26 protein-coding genes, 1 tRNA gene, 1 pseudogene and 1 riboswitch are annotated in these 26,200 nt (G+C 59.1%); of the genes and pseudogenes, 21 read left to right on the top strand and 7 right to left on the bottom strand.

Going from position 1 to position 26,200, the window contains the following annotated elements:
- Positions 1-68: 68 nt before the first annotated feature.
- From ftsW to F1563_RS03370, 16 genes are all read left to right on the top strand, one after another.
- Entirely contained in the window at positions 69-1,244 is a 1,176-nt protein-coding gene (gene ftsW / locus F1563_RS03455) for a putative lipid II flippase FtsW (protein ID WP_002546539.1), read from the top strand.
- Between the two features lie 42 nt (positions 1,245-1,286).
- Positions 1,287-2,405 (top strand): undecaprenyldiphospho-muramoylpentapeptide beta-N-acetylglucosaminyltransferase, encoded by a 1,119-nt coding sequence (gene murG / locus F1563_RS03450; RefSeq protein ID WP_002527648.1) that lies wholly within the window; start codon positions 1,287-1,289, stop codon positions 2,403-2,405.
- Positions 2,406-2,416: 11 nt separating this feature from the next.
- The gene (gene murC / locus F1563_RS03445; protein WP_002527647.1) at positions 2,417-3,832 is read left to right on the top strand and encodes a UDP-N-acetylmuramate--L-alanine ligase; all 1,416 of its coding nucleotides are present in this window, start codon (positions 2,417-2,419) and stop codon (positions 3,830-3,832) included.
- On the top strand, positions 3,832-4,545 hold the full coding sequence (locus F1563_RS03440) for a cell division protein FtsQ/DivIB (protein ID WP_149302550.1): 714 nt from the start codon (positions 3,832-3,834) through the stop codon (positions 4,543-4,545). The genes murC and F1563_RS03440 overlap by 1 nt, the downstream gene beginning before the upstream one ends.
- 121 nt (positions 4,546-4,666) lie before the next feature.
- Positions 4,667-5,920 carry a cell division protein FtsZ gene (gene ftsZ / locus F1563_RS03435; RefSeq protein ID WP_007433667.1) on the top strand — a complete coding sequence of 418 codons (1,254 nt, stop codon included), beginning with the start codon at positions 4,667-4,669 and terminating at the stop codon, positions 5,918-5,920.
- A gap of 1 nt (position 5,921) precedes the next feature.
- Complete coding sequence (locus F1563_RS03430) at positions 5,922-6,707, top strand: purine nucleoside phosphorylase YfiH/LACC1 family protein (RefSeq protein ID WP_002527644.1); 786 nt, start codon at positions 5,922-5,924, stop codon at positions 6,705-6,707.
- A 127-nt stretch (positions 6,708-6,834) separates the two neighbouring features.
- Positions 6,835-7,353 (top strand): cell division protein SepF, encoded by a 519-nt coding sequence (locus tag F1563_RS03425; RefSeq protein WP_007433668.1) that lies wholly within the window; start codon positions 6,835-6,837, stop codon positions 7,351-7,353.
- Between the two features lie 10 nt (positions 7,354-7,363).
- Positions 7,364-7,657, top strand: a complete 294-nt coding sequence (locus tag F1563_RS03420; protein WP_002527642.1) for a YggT family protein — start codon at positions 7,364-7,366, stop codon at positions 7,655-7,657.
- A gap of 145 nt (positions 7,658-7,802) precedes the next feature.
- Positions 7,803-8,888: a DivIVA domain-containing protein gene (locus tag F1563_RS03415; RefSeq protein WP_002527641.1), complete on the top strand. Its 1,086-nt coding sequence runs from the start codon at positions 7,803-7,805 to the stop codon at positions 8,886-8,888.
- Positions 8,889-9,053: 165 nt separating this feature from the next.
- Positions 9,054-9,533: a TraR/DksA family transcriptional regulator gene (locus F1563_RS03410; protein ID WP_002527640.1), complete on the top strand. Its 480-nt coding sequence runs from the start codon at positions 9,054-9,056 to the stop codon at positions 9,531-9,533.
- On the top strand, positions 9,530-10,054 hold the full coding sequence (locus F1563_RS03405; RefSeq protein WP_002527639.1) for a signal peptidase II: 525 nt from the start codon (positions 9,530-9,532) through the stop codon (positions 10,052-10,054). The genes F1563_RS03410 and F1563_RS03405 overlap by 4 nt, the downstream gene beginning before the upstream one ends.
- Positions 10,055-10,079: 25 nt before the next feature.
- Complete coding sequence (locus F1563_RS03400; RefSeq protein ID WP_002527638.1) at positions 10,080-11,000, top strand: RluA family pseudouridine synthase; 921 nt, start codon at positions 10,080-10,082, stop codon at positions 10,998-11,000.
- 174 nt (positions 11,001-11,174) lie between these two features.
- The gene (gene pyk / locus F1563_RS03395) at positions 11,175-12,551 is read left to right on the top strand and encodes a pyruvate kinase (RefSeq protein ID WP_002527637.1); all 1,377 of its coding nucleotides are present in this window, start codon (positions 11,175-11,177) and stop codon (positions 12,549-12,551) included.
- Positions 12,552-12,663: 112 nt separating this feature from the next.
- A riboswitch (Fluoride riboswitch) is annotated at positions 12,664-12,738 on the top strand.
- A 129-nt stretch (positions 12,739-12,867) separates the two neighbouring features.
- Positions 12,868-13,371, top strand: a complete 504-nt coding sequence (locus tag F1563_RS03380; RefSeq protein WP_002527635.1) for a universal stress protein — start codon at positions 12,868-12,870, stop codon at positions 13,369-13,371.
- The gene (locus F1563_RS03375) at positions 13,362-13,793 is read left to right on the top strand and encodes a fluoride efflux transporter FluC (RefSeq protein WP_002527634.1); all 432 of its coding nucleotides are present in this window, start codon (positions 13,362-13,364) and stop codon (positions 13,791-13,793) included. The genes F1563_RS03380 and F1563_RS03375 overlap by 10 nt, the downstream gene beginning before the upstream one ends.
- The gene (locus tag F1563_RS03370; protein ID WP_002527633.1) at positions 13,790-14,161 is read left to right on the top strand and encodes a fluoride efflux transporter FluC; all 372 of its coding nucleotides are present in this window, start codon (positions 13,790-13,792) and stop codon (positions 14,159-14,161) included. The genes F1563_RS03375 and F1563_RS03370 overlap by 4 nt, the downstream gene beginning before the upstream one ends.
- 8 nt (positions 14,162-14,169) lie before the next feature.
- Here the strand turns inward: F1563_RS03370 and F1563_RS03365 are convergent.
- Positions 14,170-14,252: transfer RNA gene (locus F1563_RS03365), tRNA-Leu, on the bottom strand.
- 164 nt (positions 14,253-14,416) lie between these two features.
- Here F1563_RS03365 and F1563_RS03360 point away from each other — a divergent pair.
- Positions 14,417-15,064 (top strand): ANTAR domain-containing response regulator, encoded by a 648-nt coding sequence (locus F1563_RS03360; RefSeq protein ID WP_002527632.1) that lies wholly within the window; start codon positions 14,417-14,419, stop codon positions 15,062-15,064.
- 19 nt (positions 15,065-15,083) lie between these two features.
- On the opposite strand, the gene F1563_RS03355 is transcribed toward F1563_RS03360, so the two are convergent.
- The gene (locus F1563_RS03355; protein ID WP_007433673.1) at positions 15,084-15,497 is read right to left on the bottom strand and encodes a PaaI family thioesterase; all 414 of its coding nucleotides are present in this window, start codon (positions 15,495-15,497) and stop codon (positions 15,084-15,086) included.
- Positions 15,498-15,567: 70 nt separating this feature from the next.
- Between F1563_RS03355 and polA the strand changes: the two genes are divergently transcribed.
- Positions 15,568-18,246 (top strand): DNA polymerase I, encoded by a 2,679-nt coding sequence (polA, locus tag F1563_RS03350; protein ID WP_002546542.1) that lies wholly within the window; start codon positions 15,568-15,570, stop codon positions 18,244-18,246.
- Positions 18,247-18,481: 235 nt separating this feature from the next.
- Here polA and F1563_RS13470 read toward each other — a convergent pair whose 3' ends face one another.
- Positions 18,482-18,622, bottom strand: a complete 141-nt coding sequence (locus tag F1563_RS13470) for a hypothetical protein (protein ID WP_002527629.1) — start codon at positions 18,620-18,622, stop codon at positions 18,482-18,484.
- Positions 18,623-19,357: 735 nt separating this feature from the next.
- Positions 19,358-19,549, bottom strand: a complete 192-nt coding sequence (locus F1563_RS13465; protein WP_007433675.1) for a hypothetical protein — start codon at positions 19,547-19,549, stop codon at positions 19,358-19,360.
- A gap of 99 nt (positions 19,550-19,648) precedes the next feature.
- On the opposite strand from F1563_RS13465, the gene F1563_RS03330 reads away from it, so the two are divergent.
- Positions 19,649-19,909, top strand: coding sequence for a hypothetical protein (locus F1563_RS03330; protein ID WP_002527624.1), 261 nt, complete (start codon positions 19,649-19,651; stop codon positions 19,907-19,909).
- A 563-nt stretch (positions 19,910-20,472) separates the two neighbouring features.
- On the opposite strand, the gene F1563_RS03325 is transcribed toward F1563_RS03330, so the two are convergent.
- The 3 genes and pseudogenes from F1563_RS03325 to F1563_RS03315 all read right to left on the bottom strand — a co-directional run bounded on the left by F1563_RS03325 (position 20,473) and on the right by F1563_RS03315 (position 24,065).
- Positions 20,473-21,159, bottom strand: coding sequence for a heterodisulfide reductase-related iron-sulfur binding cluster (locus F1563_RS03325; protein WP_002527623.1), 687 nt, complete (start codon positions 21,157-21,159; stop codon positions 20,473-20,475).
- Positions 21,078-23,315 (bottom strand): annotated as a pseudogene (locus tag F1563_RS03320) (FAD-binding and (Fe-S)-binding domain-containing protein). Before F1563_RS03320 ends, F1563_RS03325 begins: the two are co-directional and overlap by 82 nt.
- 78 nt (positions 23,316-23,393) lie before the next feature.
- Positions 23,394-24,065 carry a class F sortase gene (locus F1563_RS03315; protein ID WP_036958328.1) on the bottom strand — a complete coding sequence of 224 codons (672 nt, stop codon included), beginning with the start codon at positions 24,063-24,065 and terminating at the stop codon, positions 23,394-23,396.
- Here F1563_RS03315 and F1563_RS14590 point away from each other — a divergent pair.
- On the top strand, positions 24,055-24,180 hold the full coding sequence (locus tag F1563_RS14590) for a hypothetical protein (RefSeq protein ID WP_007433679.1): 126 nt from the start codon (positions 24,055-24,057) through the stop codon (positions 24,178-24,180). The two genes, F1563_RS03315 and F1563_RS14590, sit on opposite strands and share 11 nt — an antisense overlap.
- Positions 24,181-24,512: 332 nt before the next feature.
- Complete coding sequence (rpsA, locus tag F1563_RS03310) at positions 24,513-26,009, top strand: 30S ribosomal protein S1 (RefSeq protein ID WP_002527618.1); 1,497 nt, start codon at positions 24,513-24,515, stop codon at positions 26,007-26,009.
- Positions 26,010-26,200 lie beyond the last annotated feature (191 nt).

Here is a 26,200-nt window from a genome sequence, read left to right as displayed (position 1 = left end):
GCCAGCCTCCCGGCAGCTGGCTGACACATCTGCTGCGTCTCGACGGCGGTGACGGTTCCTCGCGTCGATTGTTGGCTCAGCCATTCCTGGACTACTACGTCATCCTTGCTACCACCGTGCTGCTGTGCGGCATTGGTGCGTTGATGGGGTTGTCATCGTCCTCGGTGTACTCTCAGTCGCTCGGGCACGGGCCTTATCATTTTGCCATTCGTCAGATTCTGTTCCTGGTAGTGGGTTCTGTTGGGGCTGCCGTGGTGTCCCGGCTATCGGAGACTTATTTAAGGAAACTCGGTGGGCTTGCCTATGCCGCCGTCTGCCTCATGCTCGTGCTGGTGCTAACCGTTTTGGGCTCGGACGCTGGAAAAGGAAACCAGTCGTGGCTGTCTCTCGGGCCGGTGAGCTTACAGCCTTCAGAGTTCGCAAAATTCGCCCTTGTGCTCATTGGGGCAAGCTACATGTCTTCTCGACGTGACGAGATGGTGACTCCGAAAGGCGTGGGGTTTTACCTAGGCCTCTACGCGGTAGTCGGTCTGCTTGTTGTGGCTCAGGGGGACCTCGGTACGACGATGATTATTGGGCTTATCATGCTGGCCCAGATGTGGAACTTTGGAGTACCCAAGCGTTACCTGGGCGCTCTCCTTGGCGTGGGTCTGCTGGCTGTGCTGCTACTCGTTGCCATCACTCCTTATCGTGCCCAGCGCGTGCTGTCCTTTCTGCACCCAGACAATGGCGCCACCACTTCCCAGCAGCCTCTTTCGGCGATCTATGCGTTGGCGACCGGTGGATGGTGGGGCGTTGGCATTGGTGCTTCCCGGCAGAAGTGGGGCGGCTTATATGACGGTGCTCAGAACGACTTCGTCTTCGCTGTTCTTGGTGAGGAGATGGGACTGCTGGGTACCTTGGGTGTCATCTTGCTGGTTATCTTGCTGATATGGGCTGGCGTGCGTACAGCCACGCGGCAGGACTCGCTGTTTCGACGTTCAGCTGCGTCGACAGCCACTGCGTGGATCGCGGCTCAGGCCCTTATCAATATGTCCGTATCGCTGAACCTCTTACCGGTCGTGGGCGTTCCGCTTCCGTTCATTTCTATCGGTGGATCCGCACTAGTATCGGAGCTGCTGGCAGTGGGGCTGTTGTTGGCCTGTGCTCGCACTGAGCCTGATGCCCGACGAAGTACTGCGGCCTCGCAACGCACTGGGCCGGCCCGAGTTACGAGTGTCGTCGATGGTGGCAGCGGTGGCTGATCTGAATCTTATCTTCCGTCTTTCTTCCTTCAAGGAGTACTCATGGTGAACGTTGTCTTGGCTGGTGGAGGAACGGCCGGCCACACATCGCCGTTGATTGCGACCGCCATGGGCTTGAAAGAACATGGTGCGACGGTTTCCTGCGTCGGCACACCAAAGGGTCTCGAGGGACGGGTCATCCCGGAAGCGGGGCTGGAACTGGACATGATTCCGCCGGTGCCATTACCTCGTACCGTCAACGCAGACCTGTTCAAGGTTCCCGCTCGACTGACCGGGGCAGTGCGTAAGGCTGGTGAAGTGTTGAAGCGTCGCCAGGCCGACGTCGTCGTCGGGTTTGGTGGCTACGTGTCGTTGCCCGCGTATTTGGCGGCTAAACGAGCCAAGATCCCGGTCGTCATTCATGAGCAGAATGCCGTGCCGGGGTTGGCGAACAAGATTGCCGCGCGCTTCGCCGTCTTCGTCGGAACCGCTTTCCCTGACACGCCTTTGCCTAAGGCACAGTTTGTTGGCATGCCCTTACGCGCTCAGATCACCGACTTGGCTGACGCTAGGGAGGAGACTCGAGCTGAGCGTCGTGCCCGTGCCCGTGCTGACCTCGGTCTTGATGCTTATCGTCCAACCTTGCTGGTATCAGGGGGCTCTCAGGGGGCGGTGGCCATCAATGAAGCCGTCATCGTGGCGCGGGAACGTCTCCTTGCAGACGGGGTGCAGATTCTCCACGTGCTTGGGCCGAAGAACATCCAAGGCGCCACGGCAGTTACTGACGAGTCGACTGGGGCTTCATGGCTGCCAGTGGGATACGTTGACGACATGGCGAGTGCTTATGCGGCTGCCGACCTCATGATGGCCCGTTCTGGTGCTGGAACGGTGGTGGAGACAGCGACCGTCGGTTTGCCAACGATCTATGTGCCACTGCCCCACGGCAATGGCGAGCAGGCACGCAACGCTACCTTGGCGGTTGACGCCGGTGCTGGCGTTGTCGTCGCCAATGCGGACCTCGACGCTGAGCGTCTCCTAGCGGAGACTTCCCGCATCCATGATACTGATGCTCTTGCCCGCATGTCGGCGGCGGGGCGGGGACTCATGCCCGCTCACGCCGCTGAAGAGATGGCGGTGCGGGTGATCTTGGCCGCGAGGTCGATCGGCCCAACGACTGTTTGAGGAGATATCTCATGTCATTGCGGGAACCTGTGGAGCTACTCGATCCCAGCGCCGTTGGTCCGGTCCACTTCATCGCTATTGGCGGAGCCGGAATGAGCGGTGTGGCACGGATTTACCACAATATGGGAGTCGAGGTGCGCGGCTCCGACCAGGTCGATTCGGCTAATTTGCGTGATCTTGCGAATCTGGGCGTTCAGACGTGGGTAGGCCATGACCCGTCCCATCTGGTGGGGGCTCGTACGGTGGTCGTCTCTTCGGCTATCCGTCCCGACAACCCCGAGCTGGTCGAGGCACACCGGCTGGGTTTGCGGATCTGGCATCGCTCCGCCGCATTGGCAGCCCTCATGCTGGGCCGGGAAGGGATCTCGATCGCTGGAACCCACGGCAAGACAACAACGACCGGTATGGTTGCCACCATGCTCGACCATGCTGGAGCTGACCCGTCCTATGTCATTGGCTCCCCATTGGCTGCCACGGGCAAGTCGTCTCACCTTGGTGGAGGGGAAGCTTTCGTGGTGGAAGCTGATGAATCCGATGGGTCTTTCCTACAGTACCCAAGCCAAATCGTCGTCATCACCAATGTGGAAGCCGATCACCTCGACAATTGGGGCACCCCACAGGCGTACTTCGATGGCTTTGTGTCGATGGCGACTCGTCCCGAGGTGCGCTACGTCGTGACGAATGCCGATGATCCGGGGGCGGCCGAGTTGGCGTGTCGACTCGAGAGCACTGGTACGGTGCGAGTCGTTACCTACGGAGAATCTGAGCAAGCTGAGGTCAGGCTCGTTGACCTTGATCTTAATGGCAAGGCCGCCTCAGCGACTCTCGTTCATGGGCCCACCCAGGGGCGCCTGGAACTTCAGGTGCCCGGTCGCTATAACCTGTCGAATGCTGCCGCTGCATACTGCGTGGGCTCTCTATTGGGAATTAGCCATCGGGACCTGCTTGCAGGAATTGCATCCTTCACGGGGACACTGCGACGTTTTCAACTGGTCGGACGGGTTAACGACGTATCAATCTTTGACGATTACGCCCACCACCCGACGGAGTTGCGCGCCACTCTTGGTGCGGCACGCCGCGCCGTGACGGGGCAGGGGAGGGTCATTGCCTGTTTCCAGCCCCACTTATTCTCCCGCACCAGGGACTTCGTCGGTGAGTTCGGATCGGCGCTTACCCTCGTAGATCGGGTCATCGTGTCCGATATCTATCCAGCTCGCGAGGACCCTATTCCCGGTGTGACTGGCGAGTTGGTGCACGACGCTGTTCTCGCTGCAGGAGGGGATTCCCGGTATGTTCCCGATAAGCAAGACCTTCCTGAAGCCCTCGCCGAAGAAGTGCGTCCCGGAGATCTCGTTATCACCCTTGGTGCAGGAGATGTCACTTTGGTTGGCCCGGTTTTAGTGGGTCTGCTGGAGGGGAAGGCTTGATGCCGGTCTCCGATATCAGCGTCGCGATGGAGCTACGACGTCGGCGCCGCAGAAAGCGCAACCGGATCATTGCGGGTGTTGTTGCCGCTGTGGTGGTTTTCATCTTCGTCGCGATCTGGATCGTTCGCAGCTCGTCGTTGCTATGCGTTGACACCATCGAGGTACACGGGACTCACCTTGTGACGGCGTCCCAAGTCGAGCAGGCCGCCAAGGTGCTGAAGGGTCAGCCGCTGGCGAGGGTAAACACCGACGATGTAGCTGCGCGCGTGAGGGCCATGGATATCGTCCAACAGGCTGAGGTACACCGGAAATGGCCGCACACTGTCGTCATTGATGTCACCGAGTTGAAAATTTCGTATCAGGTGAAAACTCCCGGGGGCTACCTGTGGATTGATCCCTCAGGGAGGATCTTTAACCGAAGCGCAAAGCCCATGCCGAACGTGGTGTGGGCGACGACCGCGTCTGGGAATCATGACTTATTGCGAGACGTCGCAACCGTCGCGGATTCCTTCCTCACTCAGCTGAGACGTTATGTTGACCACATCGAAGCCAAGTCCCGCGATGCTATCGTCGTGGTGCTGTCTGGCAAGCGAACAGTGGTGTGGGGATCGGCGGATCAATCTGTTCTCAAGGCCAAGGTCATTACGGCGATGCTCCACGTCAAGGCGACTTGTTATGACGTCTCGTCGCCTGAGCATCCGACCTCACGGTGAGCAGTCTCAAGCTGCGGTTGAGGGTCGAGGTTAAGGTTGGCTGTAGCGTTGGACACCCTTCTGACGTGCTCATAACCTTTCCCTAGACCGGTCCGTCAGACAAGAGTGAGGCAGAACTCCAGTGGCTATTCCATCCCAAAACTACCTCGCCGTGATCAAGGTCGTGGGGGTAGGCGGCGGAGGTTGCAATGCCGTAAACCGCATGATCGAGGCGGGACTCAAGGGAGTCGAGTTCCTCGCCGTCAATACCGATGCCCAGGCCCTCCTCACGAGCGACGCCGACGTTAAGCTCGATATCGGCAGGGACCTCACTCGAGGGCTGGGGGCCGGAGCCGACCCGGATAAGGGACGGCAGGCTGCCGAGGACCATGCCGACGAGATCGAGGAGTCCCTCAAGGGTGCCGACATGGTCTTCGTCACCGCTGGTGAGGGCGGTGGGACCGGCACCGGAGCGGCACCTGTCGTCGCCAAGATCGCTCGATCTCTTGGCGCTTTGACGATCGGTGTTGTCACCCGCCCGTTCTCCTTCGAAGGCCATCGTCGGTCCTCCCAGGCCGAGCAGGGCATCGACAATCTGCGCGACGAGGTCGATACTCTTATCGTCATCCCGAACGACAAGCTGCTGGATATGACCGATCAGCAGATTGCCATTCTTGACGCCTTCAAGCAGGCTGACCAAGTGCTTATGCAAGGTGTTTCGGGTATTACTGACCTCATCACCACTCCCGGTCAGATCAACCTTGATTTCGCCGACGTCAAATCGGTCATGTCGAATGCTGGATCCGCCCTCATGGGTATCGGTCGTGCATCTGGAGAGGACCGTGCGCGGGCGGCCGCAGAGATGGCTATCTCGTCTCCGCTGCTCGAGGTGTCCATCGACGGTGCTCGCGGCGTCCTACTGTCTATCGCTGGTGGTTCCGATCTTGGTCTGTTTGAGGTTGCCAGTGCGGCCAACCTCATTGAGGCGGCCGCCCATGACGAGGCCAATATCATCTTCGGCACGATCATTGATGACGCCCTCGGTGACGAGGTACGCGTTACGGTTATTGCGGCTGGATTCGAGAACGGCCAGCTTACCGGTACCAAGCAGCCTGGGATCAGCCAGCGTCCTGCTTCCCGTCCTGCTATGAGTAACCGGTCTTCTGCAGGAGTTTTTGGTGCTGGAACGAGTACTGCTGAAACGACCTCGGCTGGGGCGAGCTCGTCAGCAGGTCGCCAGTCCGCCGATAACCAGCGGCCGACGCCGATCCGTCCGCAGACCCAGGGCAGTCCGTTCAGGAAAGCTCAGCCGCAGCAGCCGGGTCAGCCTGTGGAGCCTGTCAACTCGCCTGAAGAGCCGGATGACGACCTCGACATCCCCGACTTCCTGAAGTAGGGTGCTGAGATTCGTTATCGACCCCGGTGACAATCATGGTGTCGGGGTTGCCTTCACCGATCGTGTCGATGTTTCCGGGCGGGGTCTGGGAGACGTTGGTTTCGAGGGGTTCAACCTCGGTCGTACCGATGAGGACCCCACTGTTCTTGAACATGTCGAATCTCTTCGTTCTCAGCTGGGCCTGGGTCCAGTGATGGTCTGCCATCAAATACATGGCAACGAGGTCTGGTGGGTCGGCCCCGACGACGTCGAGGGATGGACCCCGCAGCGATACCTCGGGGATAGCATCGAGGGACAGCCGAAGCTTCCCATTGCCGACGCGATGGTCACCGATCTACCCGGAGTTGCGCTGGCTATTCGGGTGGCCGACTGCATGCCGATTATTCTGGCGGACCCGAAGGCTGGAGTGGTTGGTGCCGCTCACGTGGGACGAGTGGGTTTCTTAGCAGGTGTGTTGCCCGCCGCTGTTAAGGCCATGCGCGAGATGGGGGCCACAGAGTTGCTCGCGTGGTTGGGTCCCCATATTTGTGGCCGGTGCTACGAGGTCCCCGCAGAGATGGCCGAGCAAGTCTGGGCCGAGCATCCAGCTACTCGTGCAGTCACCCGACAGGGTACTCCGGCCCTTGATCTAGGTGCGGGCGCGCTAGCCCAACTCGAGTCACTTGGTGTGACCGCTGTCGGGCTAGACCCCTGCACGCGTGAGGGAGACGACTTTTTCTCCCACCGTCGAGATCATGGCGCGGGTCGACAAGCTGGTTTGGTGTGGAGGGCTTGCGACGTCCAATGACGGCGGAATCGTCCGGTCCATGATGAGTCGGCCATTCGCGTGTCCCGTCAAACCGTGGCAGTATCAGTGGCAGGCTTGAATGGTGAGAACCCCCGTCCGGGGACAAGCCCACGAGAAGGAGCTCCAGATGGCAGGAATCGGCAGGAAGATTGCCTCGTACGTCGGGATCGTTGACGATCGTCGGTACGACGAGGAGGATCTTCCAGACGAGGAGCTCACCACGGAGGTCTACTCCGACGACGGATATGAGCCATCTTCGGAGGTGACCCAGTTGCATCATCATGATTCCAATGAGCAGCACGCTCGGGAGCACAAGGCGGTTCAGCGCCGTCGCCGTCCGGGACTCGAGGAGTCAAGCATTGCTGACATTAACCGCATCCTGACCGTCCACCCGCGTAATTACAACGAGGCGCGGACTATTGGTGAACAATTCCGTGAAGGCATTCCGGTCATCATGAACCTCACCGAGATGGACGATGCGGACGCCAAACGTCTCGTCGATTTCGCCGCTGGCCTCATCTTCGGGCTGCATGGGACCATTGAGAGGGTCACCAGTAAGGTGTTCTTGCTGTGTCCCCGTAACGTTAACGTCACCCCGGAGGACAAGGCCCGCATCGCCAGCGGCGGGTTCTTTAACCAATCCTGACGGGTCGGCCATGATTTTGACCGGGACCATCCTCACCTGGATCATCGAGATCTACACGGTGCTGCTTATCGTCCGGATGCTGATGTCCTGGGTACCGCTCCTGATACGAGACTTCGAACCACGCGGTGCCCTTGCGGTAGCGTTTGAGGCGGTTTACACTGTGACTGATCCGCCTATCAAATTCTTTGATCGCCTCGTGCCACCGGTGAGATTCGGCAACGTCGGGTTCTCGGTAGGGTTTATCATTGTCTTTGTGTTACTGGCTATACTCCAGCGAGTCGTTGTCACCATCTTTTGGCGATGAGGCCTCATACCCCGAAGGTCAGGTTGAGCCTCTTAAGTGACGTGGGCGTCTTGGTGGAGTAGCCTTAACGTCATCTCGTGTCCATCCCGGGCCATCTCGGTCCGCCTCACGGGTCTTGACTGTTCCCGACATCTTGGAGTGCACAATGACGCTGACCCTCGAAGAGGTGCGTAAGGTTCGTTTCCCGATGGTCAAACGCCCCGGAGAGGGCTACCGCGCCATTGAGGTCGACGACTTCGTCGACAAGGTTGAGGCGGCGTTCATGACCCTCACCGATGAGAATGAGCGTCTCAAGGCCCAGGTCGAGGCTCTCAAGTCGGGTGAGCCGGGAGAACAGAAGCCCGATCAGGATCTCATCAACGAGAACGAGCATTTGCGTGCTCAAGTTGAGACACTTCGCTCCCAGCGGAATGATCGCTCGGTTGATTCCGGCGAAGCCGATCGTGCCAAGACTGCTCAACGGGAGGCCGAGAATCGCGCCCACCAGCTGGAGCGGGAGAAGGCTTCCTTGCTGTCCCAAGTCGAGGAGCTGCGTCGTGCTGCACAGCGTCCTGGCCAGAATATTGACCCGGCTGAGGTCGCCCGCCTGCGCAGTGAGAATGAGCGTCTCGGCGCACAACTTCGTGACGCCCAGGCCCTCGCTGTCCGTAGCCGAACCTCCTCCGTTGCGCAGCAGTCTGTGAGCACCGAGGATGGGGTCAAAAAGCTCGTTGTCACCACCAGCGCTGAGGCATCCCCGGCTGTCGTCCGGATGGTCGAGCTTGCCCTTGCGGATGCTGAGCGCGTTGTCCATGAGGCTGAGGACGAGGCCGGTCGTAAGGTTCAGGCCGCTGAGGCTAAGGCCCGCGAGCTCACTGTTGACGCGCAGACACGCGCTGAGCGCATCGAGTCCAACGCCCGTGTGAACGCTGAGAAGTTGACTTCTGACGCCAAGAGCAACGCCGATAGGGTTAACGCTGACGCTCAGACTCGCCGCACCGAGCTCTTCCGTGAGCTCGAGGCTGAGCGCGATAACCTCGCGGGCAACGTTGATCACCTGCGTTCGTTCGAAGCAAGCTACCGCGAGGCCCTTACCGCTCATCTGCGTGCTCAGGCTGACAACCTGGATAAGGGTGTCTTTGAGCCCGCTGAGCTGCCTGAGCTTCTCAAGTCTGAGAATCGTGTTGCTCCCGGGGGTTCTTCCACCCCCCGTCTGGATGCCCTCATCGGACGTGGCCAGCAGCAGAACTGACACAAAACACACGTCATAGAACTCCGTGCTCTCGGTCGAAGGATCGGGAACACGGAGCTTTTGTTGTACGGCGGTTAACGTGGGCGACACCCACGAGAGTGACGAGTGAGTTTCATGGGTGTAATGTCAGCCCACAGTTCATGTCACCCCCATGTAGGTGATGATATGAACGGCACATACCACGAAGCCGGGGGCAATCCCCGCATGACGATGGAGAGTTCCATGTCAGACCATGATGTCGAGGCGATTGCCGCATCCTTGTCGGTGCGCGACGGCGATGAGCCGTGGACGGCCGATGAGGTCAGCGAAATCATTGGCACCCTTGAGTCCGATGTTCAGAGGATGGGCACGGCTCTCGCTAAAGCTGAGGATGACCTTGCTGACCTCATGAAGCAGGGGAATGACGGTGCTGGAATGGACACCATCGATGTCGGTTCCTCTCAGTTCGAGCGCGACCAGGAGATTTCCGTCACCCGTAATGCTCGCGCAGTATACGACCAGTCGAAGCTGGCCCTTCAGCTTCTCGATGAGGGCACCTGGGGAACGTGCGAATCCTGCGGCGAACCGATTGGGAAAGCCCGGCTGCAGGCGTTCCCGCGAGCCACTATGTGCGTCAAGTGCAAGCAACGTCAAGAGCGTCGGTGAGCTCTGACTCGACCGTGTTGATCGGGGGGCAGCTGAAGCGTTGGCGTCTCGTCATGGTCGTCATTGCTGTGCTCGGCTACGGACTTGACCAATGGGCGAAAGTTGAGGCGGTTGCCCACCTCGATCCCTACAACCCGCCGAGCTGGTTCGGTGGTTTGATCACACTGCGCCTGTTGCGCAATCCTGGGGCGGCCTTTTCGATGGGCTCAACGGTCACTGTGTTGATCAGCCTCTTTGCGGTCGCCATGCTCGTTGCCGTATGTGTATGGGGAGTGCCCCGAGCTCGTCATCGCTGGTCTCTTATTGCTTGCGGCATGCTCATTGCTGGGATCTGCGGCAACCTGACTGATCGGATTTTCCGAGCCCCCGGCCCACTGCGTGGCCATGTCGTCGACTTCATCAGTTTGCCGCACTTTGCGGTATTCAACGTTGCCGACATTTTCATCACCTGCACCGCTGTGCTCATCGTATTAACGACTGTCTCCGGGCACCACAGGACTGATCATGGGATGGACGACTAAGGAGCTGTGAGGAGAAGGAGGAGATGTGAGCGTCCTGTTAGTACCTGACGGTCTTGACGGGGAAAGGGTCGATGTCGCTGCCGCTCGCATGAGCGGGGTATCCCGCTCCCGGATTGGCAACCTTATTGAAGAGGGCGGGGTCTTCCTCGACGGCCAACAGGTCTCCCGGGCGTCGGTGCGAGTAACTGCCGGTCAGATGCTCGACGTCGATCTGTCTGATCCAGTCTCGACGCCGTCCATAACCCCGCAGATCGTTGAGGGGATGCGGATCGTCCATGACGACTCGGATATTGTTGTCGTCGATAAGCCAGCCGGGGTTGCTGCTCACCCGTCCTTGGGCTGGGAGGGGCCAAGCGTCGTCGAGCATCTCGCGGCAGCTGGATTCGCAATTTCCACTAGTGGCCTACTAGAGCGTCAAGGGATCGTTCAGCGTCTTGACGTTGGTACATCCGGACTCATGGTGGTGGCCAAGAGCGAGCACGCCTATACCCTGTTGAAGCAGGCATTTCGGGATCGCGCTGTTGACAAGGTTTACCTTGCCCTTGTGCAGGGCCATCCCGACCCTTTCGCAGGCACCATTGACGCTCCGATCGGCCGCGATCATCGTCATGATTGGAAGATGGCCATCGTTGATGGGGGTCGTCACTCGGTGACTCATTATGAGACGGTGGAAGCTTTCCGACATGCGACCTTGCTCAAAGTGCATCTTGAAACCGGTCGGACCCACCAGATTCGCGTGCACATGGCGGCGGTCAAGCACCCCTGCTGTGGGGATCCACTGTACGGTTGTGACCCTGCGCTTGCGAAGGAGCTGGGTTTGGAGAGGCAATGGTTGCACGCTGCCGAGCTGTCCTTCGCTCACCCGGGAAGTGGCGAGTGGGTGACGTTTCATGCTGATCTTCCGGCGGATCTCCAGCATGCGCTCGATGTGGTGAGGCAAATCTGAGCAGTCGCTCGGCATACGGTGGCCATCTGTGCATTCTGGGTGAACGTCTGGTGTACATCCGATGGTGACTGGGGTTCTGACTCGGGTCCGCATTGTCTCGGGCGGTATCGTATAGGTGTGCGTAGAGCTAAAATTGTGAATACCCTTGGGCCCGCTGTGGCCAGCCACGACGCCATGAAGGAGCTCATGGAGGCTGGCATGAATATCGCCCGTCTCAACATGAGCCACGGCGACTACTCCGAGCACCAGGAGCGTCTTGACCTGGTCCGCTCGGTCTCGAAGGAACTTGGTCTCAACGTGGCAGCCCTGGCCGACCTCCAGGGCCCGAAGATCCGTACCGGCCTGTTCGAGAAGGCCGAAGGAGAGTCGAACGGCAAGATCGACCTCAAGATTGGTGACAAGTTCACCATCACCACTGACGACATTGTGGGCAATCAGGAGCGCGTCTCCACCACTTTCAAGGGCCTGCCCCAGGACTGCAAGCCCGGCGACATCATCCTCATCGACGACGGCAAGACCGTCCTCCAGGTTGACTCTGTGAGCGGCAGCGACGTCAATTGTCACTGCACCGTCGCTGGCCCGGTTGGTGACCACAAGGGCATCAACCTCCCCGGTGTTGCCGTGTCTATTCCCGCCCTCACTGAAAAGGACGAGGAGAACCTGCGTTGGGCTCTTAAGGCCGGCATCGACCTTGTTGCTCTGTCCTTCGTCCGACACGGCTCTGACATCAACCGTGTTCACGAGATCATGGACGAGGAGGGACGTACCGTCCCCGTTATCGCCAAGCTCGAGAAGCCGCAGGCTATCGAGAACCTGGACGAGATTATTGACGTCTTTGACGCTGTCATGGTTGCCCGTGGCGATATGGCTGTCGAGTGCCCGCTTGAGGAGGTTCCGCTGATTCAAAAGCAGATCATCGAGAAGGCTCGTCTCCAGGCTAAGCCCGTCATCGTGGCCACCCAGATGCTTGAGTCGATGATCCATGCTCCCCGTCCGACCCGCGCTGAGGCCGCCGATGTCGCCAATGCCATCCTCGACGGCGCTGATGGCGTCATGACGTCCGCTGAGACCAGCGTTGGTGATTTCCCTGGGGAGACTGTCCGCACCATGGCCAAGATCGTGGAGTCTACTGAGGCTCGTGGCTTGGACAAGATTGCCAAGATCGACTGGGATCCGCACACCACCAGCGGCATCATGTCGAAGGCAGCTGCTGAGATCGCTGAGCGTGCCGAGGCCAAGTTCATTGTGGCCTTCACCAAGTCCGGTGACACCGCCCGTCGTATCGCCCGTCTGCGTCCGCGCACCCCGCTCATCGTCTTCACCTCTGATGAGACTACGACCAAGACCCTTGCCTGGGTCTGGGGTGCTCACGCCGTCGTTACCCCGGTGTTTAAGAATGCCGAGGAGTTGTATCGCTGGGTTAATGCGTACCTGCGTGACAAGGGTTTCGTGCCGGTCGGTGACCGCGTCGTCGTGTTGTCCGGTTCCCCGATGGACATTCCGGGTAAGACCAACGATCTGCGCATCCTTCGTATCAAGGAAAATGACTGATCGCGGGTATACCTCAATCGTTACGACGTCCCTCATTCTGTGGGGGACGTCGTCGCTTTCCTGTACGGCCCACCCCCGAAGCGGCCTAGCCCGAGAAGGTCCGGCTGGTAAAGTTCTTGACGGCGATGGATCCCGCCAGGCATCGTGATGCCGAACTGCCGATCTGGCTGATGGTTCCTACCCTGGCATGCGTGGGTGGGAGTCTACCCTCGCCGACAATGAATGAGCGAGCTTGTGATGGACTCTTTGCAGATGCGCGGCTCATGCGAGGGGCGGCCATGAACGATCATGTAGTACCACAGCCACCCCCTCCCGGATGGTCGACTTTGATGGGCATCCCATCGTTGTTGCGGTCGTTCTGGGCCAGTCGAGCCTGGTGGCTTTGACGGCTGCGTCCTTAGCGAGGGCGACCAGGGCCTGCGAAATCGTTTTCGCCCATGTCGATCAGCGGCGCTACGTCGTGGAAGAGAAGGCCGACGGGTCGGTCGTCTCGGCCTCCGCCGACCCCGATTTTATGGGAGATGACGTCAATCGGGTCCGTCAGCACCTAACCGACGAGATCGAAGCAGCTCTAGGCGATAGTGAGGTTCCTTGGCGGCTGGAGTACCTAGCGGGACGACCAGACCGTGCACTGGCCCATTTAGCTCGCGCTATTGATGCAGCAGCCTTTGTCGTCGGGGCCAGGACTCATCGGCGACGGAGAGTTCAAGAATTCGTGGGTGGATCGATCGCTATCAACCTCTCCCACCACCAGCATCGTCCGGTCCTCGTGGTACCAACCGCCGTCATCGACTGGAAAGATTCTTCGCCATGGCAGTGAAACCAGGATTCCTTGATCGCCGTCCTGTGTTGGTGGGATTGATATTCCTGGGTGGATGCTTCGGTACTCTCATGCGCGCCGGAATTGCCCATGTCTGGCCTTCGCGGGCAGACGGTGTTCCGTGGGGGACGCTGGCTACTAATCTTGTCGGAGTCTTTGCACTGGCGATCCTGCTCGAGGTGCTCGTCCATGCTGGTCCTGACGAAGGGGTTCGTCGAGCGGTACGGCTTTGCGTGGGAACCGGATTGTTGGGTGGATTTACGACTTACTCCACCCTTGCAGTAGAGACTGGCCAGCGCGTCATGTCAGGGAAATGGTTATTGGGCGTTATCTACCTCGTGACGAGCGTCGTGGCAGGTGCATTGCTGGCATGGGCCATGATTGCTGTAGTGCGTGTTGCGGTTGGCAGAAGGTCGTCATGATGATGATGTGGGTATGCCTGGCTGGTGGTCTTGGTGCGGTAGCGCGCTTCCTGCTCGACTCGCGTATTAACTCGCGGTTCCCGGCTCCAGTTCCGGTAGGGACCTTGGTCATTAATGTGGCGGGATCACTGGTGTTGGGGTTTATTACCGCTGTGGCGCTTAACCATATGGGGTTTTCGCAGCATCTTAACGGCCCGTTGGGGACGGGTTTTTGTGGCGGGTTTACGACCTTCAGCACAGCCTCCGTGGAGACAGCACGTACCTCATCAGGGCAGGGGATACATGTGGGAACGCTGCACTGTATTGGGATGGCAATTGCGGGAGTACTGGCGGCGACCCTGGGGCTAAACCTGGGAGCACAGGTATAAGCCGGCAGTGCCCGAGAGGGGAGTCGAACCCCTACGCCCGCAAGGACAACGCATTTTGAGTGCGCCGCGTCTACCATTCCGCCACTCGGGCCGGCTCGCCTATTGTGCCACAGTTGCGTCCGGATGCCGATTCGCCACTCACGCCGACTGGTTGAGCGAGCACTTCGGACGAAGAAGATCTGCTAGTCAGGGACACGTGCATGTGCAGTAAGACCTCACAACCACTAGGATTAAACCGAGTTGTCAACGTTCGACATGCAAGGAATAACCGTGAGCAAGCCACAGGACTCAACCCGGTCGACCTCCGACTCGGGGGCGGAGACGGAACATCCACGTGTCGTAGTCGCCGAGGATGAGGCTCTTATCCGTCTCGATCTCGTCGAGTTGCTCGAGGAGCACGGTTACGAGATCGTCGGTCAGGCTAGTGACGGCGAAGAGGCCGTCCGCTTGGCCAACGAGCTCGGGCCCGACCTGATCGTCATGGACGTCAAGATGCCCAAGATGGACGGCATCACCGCGGCCGACAAGATCGCCGAAGATCGTATTTGCGCTGTCGTCATGCTGACCGCTTTCTCACAGCGCGATCTCATTAAGCGTGCCAAGGAAGCGGGCGCGATGGCCTACGTAGTCAAGCCTTTCGACGCTTCGGATGTCATTCCAGCTATCGAAATCGCTATGGCCCGATTCGCCGAGATCCGCGGCGTTGAGGACGAGGTCATGGACCTGGAGGAGCGCCTCGAGTCGCGCAAGATTGTTGATCAAGCCAAAGGTATTTTGCAGACCAGCCTCGACCTTACTGAGCCGGAGGCCTTCCGGTGGATCCAGAAGACCGCTATGGATTTGCGTAAGTCAATGCGCGAGGTGGCTCAGGGAGTTATCGATCACGCCGAGAGCGAAAAGTGATTTCGGGCTGCTGGTCCTCTTAGACGACTTGACAAGTCATCCTTCCGATAGCACAGATACGGCCCTCATCGTCGACGATCTCGACGGTGTGGGTCGTTGTACGTTTGCCGAGGTGCACGGCTGTCGCGGTCGCGATAACTTGATGGCCGTGCGGCGGGCGCAGGTGCGAAACCGACAGCTCGATTCCGACCGCCGAATGTTTGAAGGTCCGGGCATGAGCTATGGCTGCCAGCGACCCGGCGGTCTCCACCAGGACCCCGGAGCCACCCCCGTGCCACAGGCCCATAGGTTGGGTATTGCCGTCTAGCGGTGCTGTGACGACGCAGCGGTTGGGTGAAATCTCTCGGACCTTGACGCTGAGCTTGTCGTCAAGGGGGCTGACGAGCTCTGCAAGCCAGTCGGGAAGTGGATGTTCAGGAATGGAATACGTCACAAGTGAAGCATGCCATCGTGTGCCACCTGGTTGCGTCTCTTTGTCTGTGGCGTCCTCTAAAGTCAACGATATGAGTGAGACGACGCAGCCCATCCTCATGGTTCTTGACGGGCATTCGATGGCCTTTCGAGCCTTTTACGCTCTGCCGGTGGAGAGCTTCACCACTTCGACGGGGCAGCACACCAATGCGGTGCATGGCTTCATCGCGATGCTTATCAATCTGCTGCGTAACGAGAAGCCCACCCACGTTGCGGTGGCATGGGATCTCGCTGGAGGCATCTTCCGCACTACCGAGTACTCTGAGTACAAGGCCGGTCGCGCCGCCACGCCGCCGGAATTCCCCGGTCAGATTGACCTCATCAAAGAGGTCCTCGATGCTCTTCACATCGCCCATCTGTCTAAAGAGAATTACGAAGCCGACGACATCCTCGCGACTCTGTCTACCCGGGCGACTGCGGAAGGATTCAAGTCTTTGCTGGTTTCGGGAGACCGTGACGCCATGCAGCTGGTGAATGACCAGGTGACGGTGCTATACCCACGCAAGGGTGTTTCCGACCTCGCTCGCATGACACCGAAGACCGTTGAGGAGAAATACCTGGTGCCGCCGGCTCGGTATCCGGAGCTGGCAGCTTTGGTGGGGGAGAGTGCCGATAACCTGCCGGGGGTTCCCGGTGTTGGTCCTAAGACAGCGGTGAAATGGCTGACGGCTTATGACGGTCTGGAGAACCTCATTCGTCAAGCCGACACCGTCAAGGGGAAGGCCGGACAATCGCTCCGTGATCACCTCGACGACGTCGTTCGTAACCGCAAGCTTAATGCCCTGGTTCGTGACCTTGACCTTGACGTCACCCTGGCTGAACTGGCCCGGCAACCCTGGGACCCCAAGGCCACTCGCGCGGTCTTCGACACCCTGGAATTTCGCACTTTGTGGGACCGCGTTCGTGCCCTGGCTTCCGAATCTGATGCCGATGAGGTGGTCGAGGCTGACGACACCCTTGAGGTCTCCGGGACGGCCCTGAAACCGAGGACATTGAGCACATGGCTGTCCGCAACCGAAGGCCGTGTTGGCGTCGACGTCACTGGTCGTTGGGAAAACGGATCCGGAGATGTGGAAGCTGTCGCGCTGGGATGCGTTGACGGCCATGCAGTGTGGTTCGACGCCGCGGAGTTGGATCCTGAAGATGAGAAATCCTTTGCTGCCTGGCTGGCCGACAACGAATGTCCTAAGGCCATGCATTCAGCCAAGGGCCCGGTGGAGGCCCTCGCCGGGCGCGGCTGGGAGGTCGCGGGTCTGACCTGTGACACCGAGCTTGCCTCCTACTTACTTCATCCAGATCGCCGTTCCCATAAGTTCGATGATGCGGTGCGTACCCACCTCAACCTCACCCTGGGCGAGGGAGAGGAAAACTCTGATCAAGCCATGCTCGACTTTGGCAATGACTCTTCTGCTGAGTCTATGGAAAGAGCAGTGGCCGTCACCAAGCTGGCTGATGTCATGGAGAAGGAGGTCGAGGCACGCGGCGGGTCCGAGCTGTTGCACGATGTCGAGATGGGGGTGCAGAGGTGCCTTATCTCGATGGAGCGAGTTGGTATAGCTGTCGATACGGACATCCTCGAGGGGCTGCGGTCCGAGTTTGACGAACGGGTGACACGAGCCCAGGGGGCCGCATGGGAAGCAGCTGGAGAGAAGATCAATCTGTCTTCCCCCAAGCAACTGCAGGGGGTACTCTTCGAGAAGCTTGACATGCCGAAGACTCGGCGCACCAAATCCGGGTATACCACTGACGCGGACGCTCTGGCTGGATTGTACGAGAAGACCGAGCATCCGTTCCTAGCTCATCTTCTCGAGCATCGAGACGCCATCAAGTTACGTCAGACTGTCGACGGGTTGCTCAAGGAGATCCGTGATGACGGCCGGGTCCACACCACGTATATGCAGACGATCGCCGCGACTGGGAGATTGTCGAGTAAGGACCCGAACCTCCAGAACATTCCGATGCGCACAGAGGAAGGACGACGCATCCGCGAAGGATTCGTTGTCGGTGAGGGGTACGAGTCCCTCCTGAGCGCTGATTACTCCCAGATCGAGATGCGGATTATGGCACACGTCTCTGGGGACCAATCTCTCATTGACGCCTTCCGGTCAGGTCAGGATTTCCACACCGTGACGGCATCTCACGTATTCGGCGTTGCTCCCGAGGATGTCAGCGTGGCTCAACGCTCCAAGATCAAGGCCATGAATTACGGACTGGCCTACGGATTGAGCGCCTATGGGTTATCTAACCAGCTTAAGGTCAGCGTGGGCGAGGCTAAGGAACTCATGGCCGGCTACTTCAGCCGGTTCGGGAAGGTACACGAGTACCTTGAAGAGGTCGTCGATCAGGCGCGTCGTCAGGGCTACACCGAAACCCTCTTGGGACGTCGTCGCTACCTTCCTGATCTCACCTCGACGAATCGTCAGCGTCGAGACATGGCCGAGCGCGCCGCCCTCAACGCTCCCATCCAAGGATCGGCAGCTGACCTCATCAAACTGGCCATGGTCGCCACCGACCAGAAACTCGCCGAGGCAGGTTTGACGAGCCGGGTGCTGCTGCAGGTGCACGACGAACTCATCCTTGAGGTTACTAAGGATGAGGAAGAGAAGGTTCGCCAGATCGTTACCGACGCTATGGGGCACGCTATGGAGCTATCGGTCCCGTTGACGGTGTCGATCGGGGTCGGACGGTCCTGGTTCGAGGCTGCGCACTGATTGGTGTTAATGAGCAGCACCAGCTGTGAGGGGCACCGGGGATGCTCCTCACAACTCGACTGTCATTGCATGGCGAACCGGGCGGGATCGAAGTGACCATTTTGAACGTGGAAGGCATAGGCGTAGCCGGGTCAGATGGCGGTGAGCTGGCCGGTTCGCTCGTCGATGTACCACGCTGAACAGCTGCCGTTAGAGTTTCAACGGTATCGCGAGACCGTTCCCGCAGCCGTTCGTTCTATGCCTTGTCGGTCTCACCCGTTAGCTCAAGGGCGGTACGGCCGGTGCCGTGGCAGTAGTCGAAGACTTGGACGACGGCTGCAGCATGGAGCTCGATGATGTGAACCGAGGACTTGCGTCCTAGGCTAGTTACGTGCATAGACGGTAAACAGGGTCGGGAAACTGCGCTATGTCTGGGTGTGGGTTGGCGCTTTTTCGTGCCCCACACATCTGCGAGGGTTTTACCTTTCTCGTCGTACGTAGGCTGCGTCGATCGGCTGGCTCACTGTGAATCCGGTGCACAGAATGATGGTGTCTGACTCATAGCTCTCCCCGTTGGTGGAGACGAGGGTTGATCCCTCGACGACGCTAGAGCAGATGGCTCAAGGGTGACGTCGTCCCGGTTGAAGGCCATGAAGTAGTCGTTGCTGACGAGGAGCCGCTTGTAGTCGGTGGTGTAGGTCGGTGTGAGAAGTTCGCGAGTTTCCGGGTTCTCAACCAGGGACTCTAGATGGTTCAACGTGAGTCTCTTGACGTGCTATTGCATCGCTGGAATGAGGCGTGTAGCGCCATAGAGAGCCTTAGCCTGCCAGAGGGGGTCGTCGCTCTCCCGCAACATCTCGCCCGGGTGAGACGGTATCTTTTCTTCTCGATCTTGCAGTAGGGCGGATCGATGCAAGATATGACGTAGGCCGGAGTGCGCTGGAATACAACGAGTTGATCAGCCATCGTCGCGACGGTAGGCGTCACCTGGATGGAATAAACACCGATCCCGACTACCGCGACTGTCTTGCCGGTGAGGTCCACTGAGGTGTCCTATCGGGCGGAGTGGAAAATGTTACCTGGAGGAGAGTCGCTACCGGGAATGTCGGGGATTCGCGGACCAGCAGCCTCCCTAGTTTTCATTACGGCCGATGAGGAGAGAATAGCGGTGACTGCGACGGCGCAACAAAGCCCCCAGACAGATTCCAGAGAATCCGCCACCTGTGATGATGACTTCAACATGGACTCCGGTGGGTACCGATTCGTGGAAATTGACCTCAGTGATGAATTTCGGGTCAGGAGTGAATGAGTCGGCATCGGACATATTGGGGGGCCTTGATTGGAGTAGTCATGATCGTTCCAGCTGGGTAGTGAACAGGTCGATGACCTGGATGACCTCGGTGGGACGCTCCATGGAGGTGCCATGTCCGGTAGACGTCTCGATGTAGTGGGTGTCGGGAACGACGCCAAAGAGAGCCCGGGAGTGGTGCTTGGGGGCATCATGTCTTCGGCACCGGTGGCGACGAGGATTGTTGCGGAGACGTCGCCGGTGATGTTGGAAACGTCAACATGGTCGTTGAGGCCCGTGTGGGAGGCAATGAACTTGTTAGTCGGTAAGGCGGCGATGGCAGCCTCGATCATATTTGGATCGGCGTTGCGCACGAAGTTAGGGGAGGCCATGTAATAGCGAATAGCCTCTGATTTCTCCTCGTAGAACTTGCGCCAGACTCCATTGCGGAGCTTCTGGCTACCTTCGGTGGTAATCCACCTGGCGAGCAGGGCGAGGGTCGGGACGCGTTCGCTGAGTCGCCGCGATGTATTCGGCTACTGCGGCACCGAGTGAGTGTCCAACGAAATCAAAAGGTTCATCCCGATGGCGTTATTGATGACAGCCATGACCTGGTCTGTTAGGGCGTCGACGGTGAGGGTTCGTGTTTCGATGATGTTGGTAAAACCATGTGGACTCCCCGGCAGTATAACGACGATGTGTGCCGCGCAGTGCTAGGGATCCGAGCTGACCAAAGCGCTATCCAGGAGAAAAAGAGAGATATATCTCATGTTGGATAGATGGTGGTCGGCCCCTTGAGATGTCAGTGTTGCTGATCCACCGGTCGCTTCCCATAACTAGGATATCGGGGCGCTTCGTAAAGGGCCTGGGTGCCAATGCTCCGTTGGCGGGGGCATTGGCAGGACAGAGACAAAACCCGGCTCAGCTAGAGATGGCCGGGAATGTTCAGATTGCATTAATCATGCTGGAGCGTATTCCACCATGCGCTCAGCGAGTACTGAGAGCACGTGGCGCCACGACTTGCCCGTAGCTCGTTCCATGCCGAGCTCGCAGGTGCGGTTGGCTGACAGGTAGAGGTCGAACTTTCGCTGGCCGAGTTCATCAGCTTCCCGGCGAGTGGCCGATTCAGTGAGCTCTGGATGCAACATGCTGCGGTCCTCGGCGAACCCACAGCAACCCCAGGTGTCGGCGACGACAACCTCGTCTGCCACCGCTTCCGCGCAGCGCTTCAATGAATCGCTCCAATTCATCCGGGTCGACGAGCAGGTTGGGTGAAGTGCCGCCGTCGCCACTTTGGGTAGCACCGGCATGATGGGCAGAACCTTGTCGGCAACGTATTGAACAGCGTCAACCACCTGAATGCCTGTGGCACCCTCGTACTCGAGTTCATGAACGAAGCCCTCCGAACAACTCACCGCGTCGGAAATCACCGTCAGTTCTCCGCCTCGAGTAGCTCGACGCATGACGTTAACGACACGACGACGCATCGTCTCGTATCCCTTCGTCATCCCCTTGGACTTCCACGGGGTGCCGCAGCACAGCGAATTAATCCCCTCAGGAACAGTCACTCCGATCCCAGCCGCGGTGAGCAGGGAAATGATCGCGAACTCGGTCGTCTTCTCGCCTGGAATGGCGCCGCCAAACATAGTGTTGACGCAGGCTGGCAGATACACCACCTCGGGACGTCCACGCGGGGCACTGCGGTGACCGGAACTGCGTCGTTTACCACCAGCAGGCAGCTCATCGGAAACTTGCGGGATGCGGTCGGCTCCCAGGACGGCCCGGGCAGCTCCGGTGAGGACATTGGTTGCTGTCGCGGGAATAGGTTTGATCGCTGACATTCCGGCGCTTGCCGCCATGACGAAGGGCCCCACCCCTTAGCTGCTAAATCCCAGGTGGCTTGCCAGGCGGCAGGGTTATGGTCAGCTCGAAGTCGCCGCACCAAATCACCGGTATTGATGTGCAGGGGGCAGTTGGTCTGGCACATGCCATCAACAGCACAAGTTTGCACTACCGAGTAGGTCGCATGCTCCTCGAGGTCAGTCGCTAGCTCTTCATCCCCGTCAGCTTGTGCCTGAGCGATGGCGCGTTGTATGACGATCCGCTGGCGAGGTGTCAATGTGAGATCCCGTGATGGGCAGACCGGCTCGCAGTACCCACATTCGACGCAGCGATCGACCTCCTCCTGGACAGTTGGGGTGAGCTTGACCTCCTTGAGGTGCAATCGTGGGTCGTCGGTGATGATGGTGCCGCGGTTGAGCACTCCTGTCGGGTCCACCGACTCTTTGATCTGACGCATGATCCGGTAGAGGTCAGGTCCGTACTGGCGTGCAGCGAAGGGGGCCATGATGCGTCCGGTGCCGTGCTCGGCCTTGAGGGTACCGTGGGTATCCAGGACGAGGGACACCATGTCTTCGGTAAATTTTTCGTAACGATCCAGGCCCGTCTTGTTGCGGAAGTCTTCGACGACGAGGAAATGAATGTTCCCGTCCTTGGCATGGCCGAAGATGATCGACTCTGGGTAGTTGTGTTCACCAAAGAGTTGCTGCAGGTCGCCGCACACCCCGGCGAGGGCCTCGATGGGAACGGCGATGTCCTCCAGCAAGGCTGTTTGGCCGGACTGTCGTGTGCCGGCGACCTTGGCATATAGGCCATTGCGCAGAGTCCAGATGGGACCACGAACAGCAGGGTCGTCGGTGAAAGTCGGCTCATTGACGAGGTTCAGACCGGAAATGACAGAGTTGCCAGCTTTAACAGCCTCGTCTCGTGACTGTTGATCTGGGCAGTGGTATTCGACGAGAAGAGCAGCATCTCCACTTCCGGGAGCCGGTGGGATGATGTGACCGTTAGCCGGGTCATCGCGACACAGCCGGAGGGACGAGGAATCCATGAGCTCGGTGACGGTTACCCCCGATTCCACTAAAGCTGGAAGAGCCTTAGTGGCAGCGTCAAGAGTAGGGAAGTGGAGTAAAGCGGTGGCCAGGTTTGGCATGATTTTCACGGTGTTCATGACGGCCGAGGAGATGAATCCGAGAGTTCCCTCCGAGCCGATCATGAGATGGGAGAGAATCTGCGCTGGAGTGTCGTAGTCAAGGAAGGCGTTGAGCCCGTAGCCCATTGTATTCTTGCGCGAGAATTGGAAGGCGATCTCGTCGGCCCGGCTCTGTTCGTGGCATTGGTCTCGCAGCGCCATGAGTGTCTCGACGAGCTCGGGCTCGTCATGTGCCAGTTTGTCTTCGTATTGCGGGTCCGAGGTGTCAATGACGGTGCCCGACGCCAGCACGAAGACCATCGAGTCGAGGGTACGGTAGGAGTTGGCGACGGTGCCGCAGCTCATACCTGAGGAGTTGTCGGCCAACACTCCGCCAAAGGTGCATGCCACGGACGACGCCGGGTCGGGGCCGAGTTTGCGTCCGTACCGAGCAAGGACGGAATTGACGGCGACGATCGTCGCCCCAGGCTGGACGCGAACCTTGCGGCCACCGTCGAGCACCTCGATGCCACGGAAGGACCGCCGGGTGTCGACCATCACCCCAACCGTTGACCCTTGGCCGGACAGGCTCGTTCCACCAGAACGGAAATTGACCGCTACCCTATGGCGCTTCGCAGCTGCCATTGCTGCTGCCACGTCGGAGGTAGATCCCGCACGGACTAGGGCTCCGGGAGTGAGCAAATAGTGGGAGGCATCAGGGGCTACTGCGGCGAGGTCGAGCGGATCTTGGCTGACCTTGCTTTCCCCAAGGGCCTCCAGCAGATCTGTGAGGAGTGCGGGTGGAAGAGACGAGCATGCACCACGGTTCATGGCTTCAGACTAGAAGTGATTGAACGTGCACGCCCGTCTCAGGGCAACCTTAGTTGAGGCTCTCGCGAATAGTGACGATCATGCGACTGGGTCAGCGTAGAACAAGATCCGTGATTCGTGTCCCTTGCCCTTGACGTAATCCCAGCAGACGACGATCACGGCTTGGGCTGGACCGTTGTCGTTGTAAAGGATCGTCGAGTTGGGGTCATAGTCCTTGACCCACACCTTCACGTTGTGGCTGTAGCGGTAACAGACCGTGTTGCCGGACTTATCGGAGAGCCGGATGATATCTCCAGGTTTGATGCCGTTATCTTTGCTGTACAACCTGTTACCCAGCGCCTCTCCAATGTGGTAAGTGTGCGAGGTGAGGATGACGTTGCCCTTGTCGGAACCGACCTTGGGCCCCTTGTTGAACCACGCCATCGAAGAAGGGTCATCCCGCGGAGGGGCGCCTGCTGCTCCCGTCTTGTCGAGCCCACGGGAGAGGACCTTCGCCGAAACTTTGAGATTATCGATCGAATACTTCACCGGAACGATCGGCTTGGGTTGTTTCATGCAACCCGCCGGGACCGGCCCCTTTTTCGTGGCTGAGGCGGCGGGAGCGGCCGATGCATTGGACGAGTCAACTGACGGGTAAACTGCTGATGCCGATCCACCAGATGCTGTCGGCCCACTAGCAGAGTCGCCGTTCTTGTTGCGCTGGATGAAGATGACGGCGATAGCGGCGATGATGAGAGCGATGACCACCACGAGCGCAATGATCCGCCACTTCGGGCTGCCGGACTGTGCGCGGTCGCTGGCGGGAGTGGCCGAGCTGCTCGACGAGGTCGACCCAGTGGAGGGTTCTTCGCGTCGGGGAGACTGATCAGTCATAACTGTGATGTCCTCCAGGGCTTGTGAGGTTTCAGTCTTGGGATGGATTTCCCGAATGCGGATGGGATCAAGGGAACGGGATCCAAATGAAGAGTACCTTCTTACGTGCCGGACTGCCCATTTAACTCAACTTCGTGTTGACAGTGTGCATGGTAAAACCTGTTAGTCAGGGGACGGCTGGTTGACCCTTCGGGGCCCGGGCATTACGCTAGCTGCTGCGTTGTGGTCTGTGCGATCTCGGACGGGAGTAGATCGTGCTCGATCACCAGGATCAGGGCTGCGGCGCGTTGCAAACCACATGACATCAATCGGAGTCCTATCTACATGACCTCCTCCACTGAGGCCTCCACCTCGAACCCGGTCGACATCGACCAGCAGAATGCCGTCAACACCGCCGATGGATCCGTAACGGTTGACGACCTTGGCAGCACGGAGGCCTTTCTGGCCGCTGTGGACGCCACCATCAAGTACTTCAACGACGGCGACATCGTCTCTGGCACCGTCGTCAAGGTGGACCGCGACGAGGTCCTCCTTGACATCGGTTACAAGACCGAGGGCGTTATCCCGTCCAAAGAGTTGTCGATCAAGCACGACGTGGATCCCTTTGAGGTCGTCAACGTCGGTGATGAGATTGAGGCCCTTGTCCAGCAGAAGGAGGACAAGGAGGGACGCCTTATCCTGTCCAAGAAGCGTGCGCAGTACGAGCGCGCCTGGGGCACGATCGAGCAGATCAAGGAAGAGGACGGCGTCGTCACCGGTACCGTCATTGAGGTCGTCAAGGGCGGACTTATCGTTGACATCGGCCTGCGTGGCTTCCTTCCTGCATCCCTTGTTGAAATGCGCCGCGTTCGTGACCTCCAGCCCTACGTGGGCCAGGAGATCGAGGCCAAGATCATCGAGCTCGACAAGAACCGCAACAACGTTGTGCTGTCGCGTCGCGCCTGGCTTGAGCAGACTCAGTCTGAGGTTCGTCAGAGCTTCCTGCACCAGCTGCAGAAGGGTCAGATCCGTAAGGGCGTCGTCTCCTCGATCGTCAACTTCGGTGCCTTTGTCGATCTGGGCGGTGTGGACGGTCTGGTCCACGTCTCCGAGTTGTCCTGGAAGCACATTGACCACCCGAGTGAGGTTGTCGAGGTTGGTCAGCCCGTCACCGTCGAGGTGCTGGATGTTGACATGGATCGCGAGCGCGTCTCACTATCCCTCAAGGCGACTCAGGAGGACCCGTGGCAGGCGTTCGCCCGTCTGCACCAGATCGGTCAGATCGTTCCCGGCAAGGTCACCAAGCTCGTTCCGTTCGGTGCCTTCGTCCGCGTCGAGGATGGCATTGAGGGTCTGGTCCACGTCTCCGAGCTAGCTGAGCGCCACGTCGAGATTCCCGAGCAGGTCGTAGGTGTTAACGACGATGTCATGGTCAAGATCATCGACATCGACCTCGACCGTCGCCGCATCTCGCTGTCCCTTAAGCAGGCCAACGAGGGTATTGACGTTGAGTCTGACGAGTTCGATCCGTCCCTGTACGGCATGACTGCCTCTTACGACGAGGACGGCAACTACATCTACCCCGAGGGCTTCGATCCGGAGACTAACGAGTGGAAAGCGGGCTACGACGAGCAGCGCATCGCTTGGGAGCAGCAGTATGCCGAGGCCCAGGCTCGCTGGGAGGCTCACCGCAAGCAGGTCATTGAGGCCGAGCAGGCCGACCAGGAAGCCGCTCTTACCGATGGTGGCGCCCAGTCGTCCTACACCAGTGGCCCGGCTGAGGGGTCGTTGGCGTCCGACGAGGCCCTGCAGGCTCTTCGTGACAAGTTGACCCATAACTGATTTGACTTTTCGTCGAAACTTCGAGGGGCTCCGCCATAGTGGCGGGGCTCCTTGTTTGTGTTTCTTGGGCTGCTTGGAGGTGAACGGTCCTTCCTTTGCTAGCTCGATGTTCCTCGGTGTCAGGAGCCCGATTATGAGGCGCGGTTTCATGCTTGCGCGCACGAATTAGGCAAGGCTAACCTTATGGGTGG

Source organism: Cutibacterium modestum (genome assembly GCF_008326345.1).
Classification (GTDB): Bacteria; Actinomycetota; Actinomycetes; order Propionibacteriales; family Propionibacteriaceae; genus Cutibacterium; species Cutibacterium modestum.
Note: the sequence above shows the minus strand (reverse complement) of the source record. Positions and strands in the feature narration are given on the sequence as shown.

What these genes read in the sequence shown, in the direction of transcription:
- murG (WP_002527648.1), top strand. Translation starts at nt 1,287, where the DNA reads ATGGTGAACGTTGTCTTGGCTGGTGGAGGAACGGCCGGCCACACATCG.
- murC (WP_002527647.1), top strand. Translation starts at nt 2,417, where the DNA reads ATGTCATTGCGGGAACCTGTGGAGCTACTCGATCCCAGCGCCGTTGGT.
- F1563_RS03440 (WP_149302550.1), top strand. Translation starts at nt 3,832, where the DNA reads ATGCCGGTCTCCGATATCAGCGTCGCGATGGAGCTACGACGTCGGCGC.
- F1563_RS03425 (WP_007433668.1), top strand. Translation starts at nt 6,835, where the DNA reads ATGGCAGGAATCGGCAGGAAGATTGCCTCGTACGTCGGGATCGTTGAC.
- F1563_RS03420 (WP_002527642.1), top strand. Translation starts at nt 7,364, where the DNA reads ATGATTTTGACCGGGACCATCCTCACCTGGATCATCGAGATCTACACG.
- F1563_RS03415 (WP_002527641.1), top strand. Translation starts at nt 7,803, where the DNA reads ATGACGCTGACCCTCGAAGAGGTGCGTAAGGTTCGTTTCCCGATGGTC.
- F1563_RS03410 (WP_002527640.1), top strand. Translation starts at nt 9,054, where the DNA reads ATGAACGGCACATACCACGAAGCCGGGGGCAATCCCCGCATGACGATG.
- pyk (WP_002527637.1), top strand. Translation starts at nt 11,175, where the DNA reads ATGAAGGAGCTCATGGAGGCTGGCATGAATATCGCCCGTCTCAACATG.
- F1563_RS03380 (WP_002527635.1), top strand. Translation starts at nt 12,868, where the DNA reads ATGGTCGACTTTGATGGGCATCCCATCGTTGTTGCGGTCGTTCTGGGC.
- F1563_RS03375 (WP_002527634.1), top strand. Translation starts at nt 13,362, where the DNA reads ATGGCAGTGAAACCAGGATTCCTTGATCGCCGTCCTGTGTTGGTGGGA.
- F1563_RS03370 (WP_002527633.1), top strand. Translation starts at nt 13,790, where the DNA reads ATGATGATGATGTGGGTATGCCTGGCTGGTGGTCTTGGTGCGGTAGCG.
- F1563_RS03360 (WP_002527632.1), top strand. Translation starts at nt 14,417, where the DNA reads ATGCAAGGAATAACCGTGAGCAAGCCACAGGACTCAACCCGGTCGACC.
- polA (WP_002546542.1), top strand. Translation starts at nt 15,568, where the DNA reads ATGAGTGAGACGACGCAGCCCATCCTCATGGTTCTTGACGGGCATTCG.
- F1563_RS13470 (WP_002527629.1), bottom strand. Translation starts at nt 18,622, where the DNA reads ATGCACGTAACTAGCCTAGGACGCAAGTCCTCGGTTCACATCATCGAG.
- F1563_RS13465 (WP_007433675.1), bottom strand. Translation starts at nt 19,549, where the DNA reads ATGTCCGATGCCGACTCATTCACTCCTGACCCGAAATTCATCACTGAG.
- F1563_RS03330 (WP_002527624.1), top strand. Translation starts at nt 19,649, where the DNA reads ATGTCCGGTAGACGTCTCGATGTAGTGGGTGTCGGGAACGACGCCAAA.
- F1563_RS03325 (WP_002527623.1), bottom strand. Translation starts at nt 21,159, where the DNA reads ATGTTTGGCGGCGCCATTCCAGGCGAGAAGACGACCGAGTTCGCGATC.
- F1563_RS14590 (WP_007433679.1), top strand. Translation starts at nt 24,055, where the DNA reads ATGACCACCACGAGCGCAATGATCCGCCACTTCGGGCTGCCGGACTGT.
- rpsA (WP_002527618.1), top strand. Translation starts at nt 24,513, where the DNA reads ATGACCTCCTCCACTGAGGCCTCCACCTCGAACCCGGTCGACATCGAC.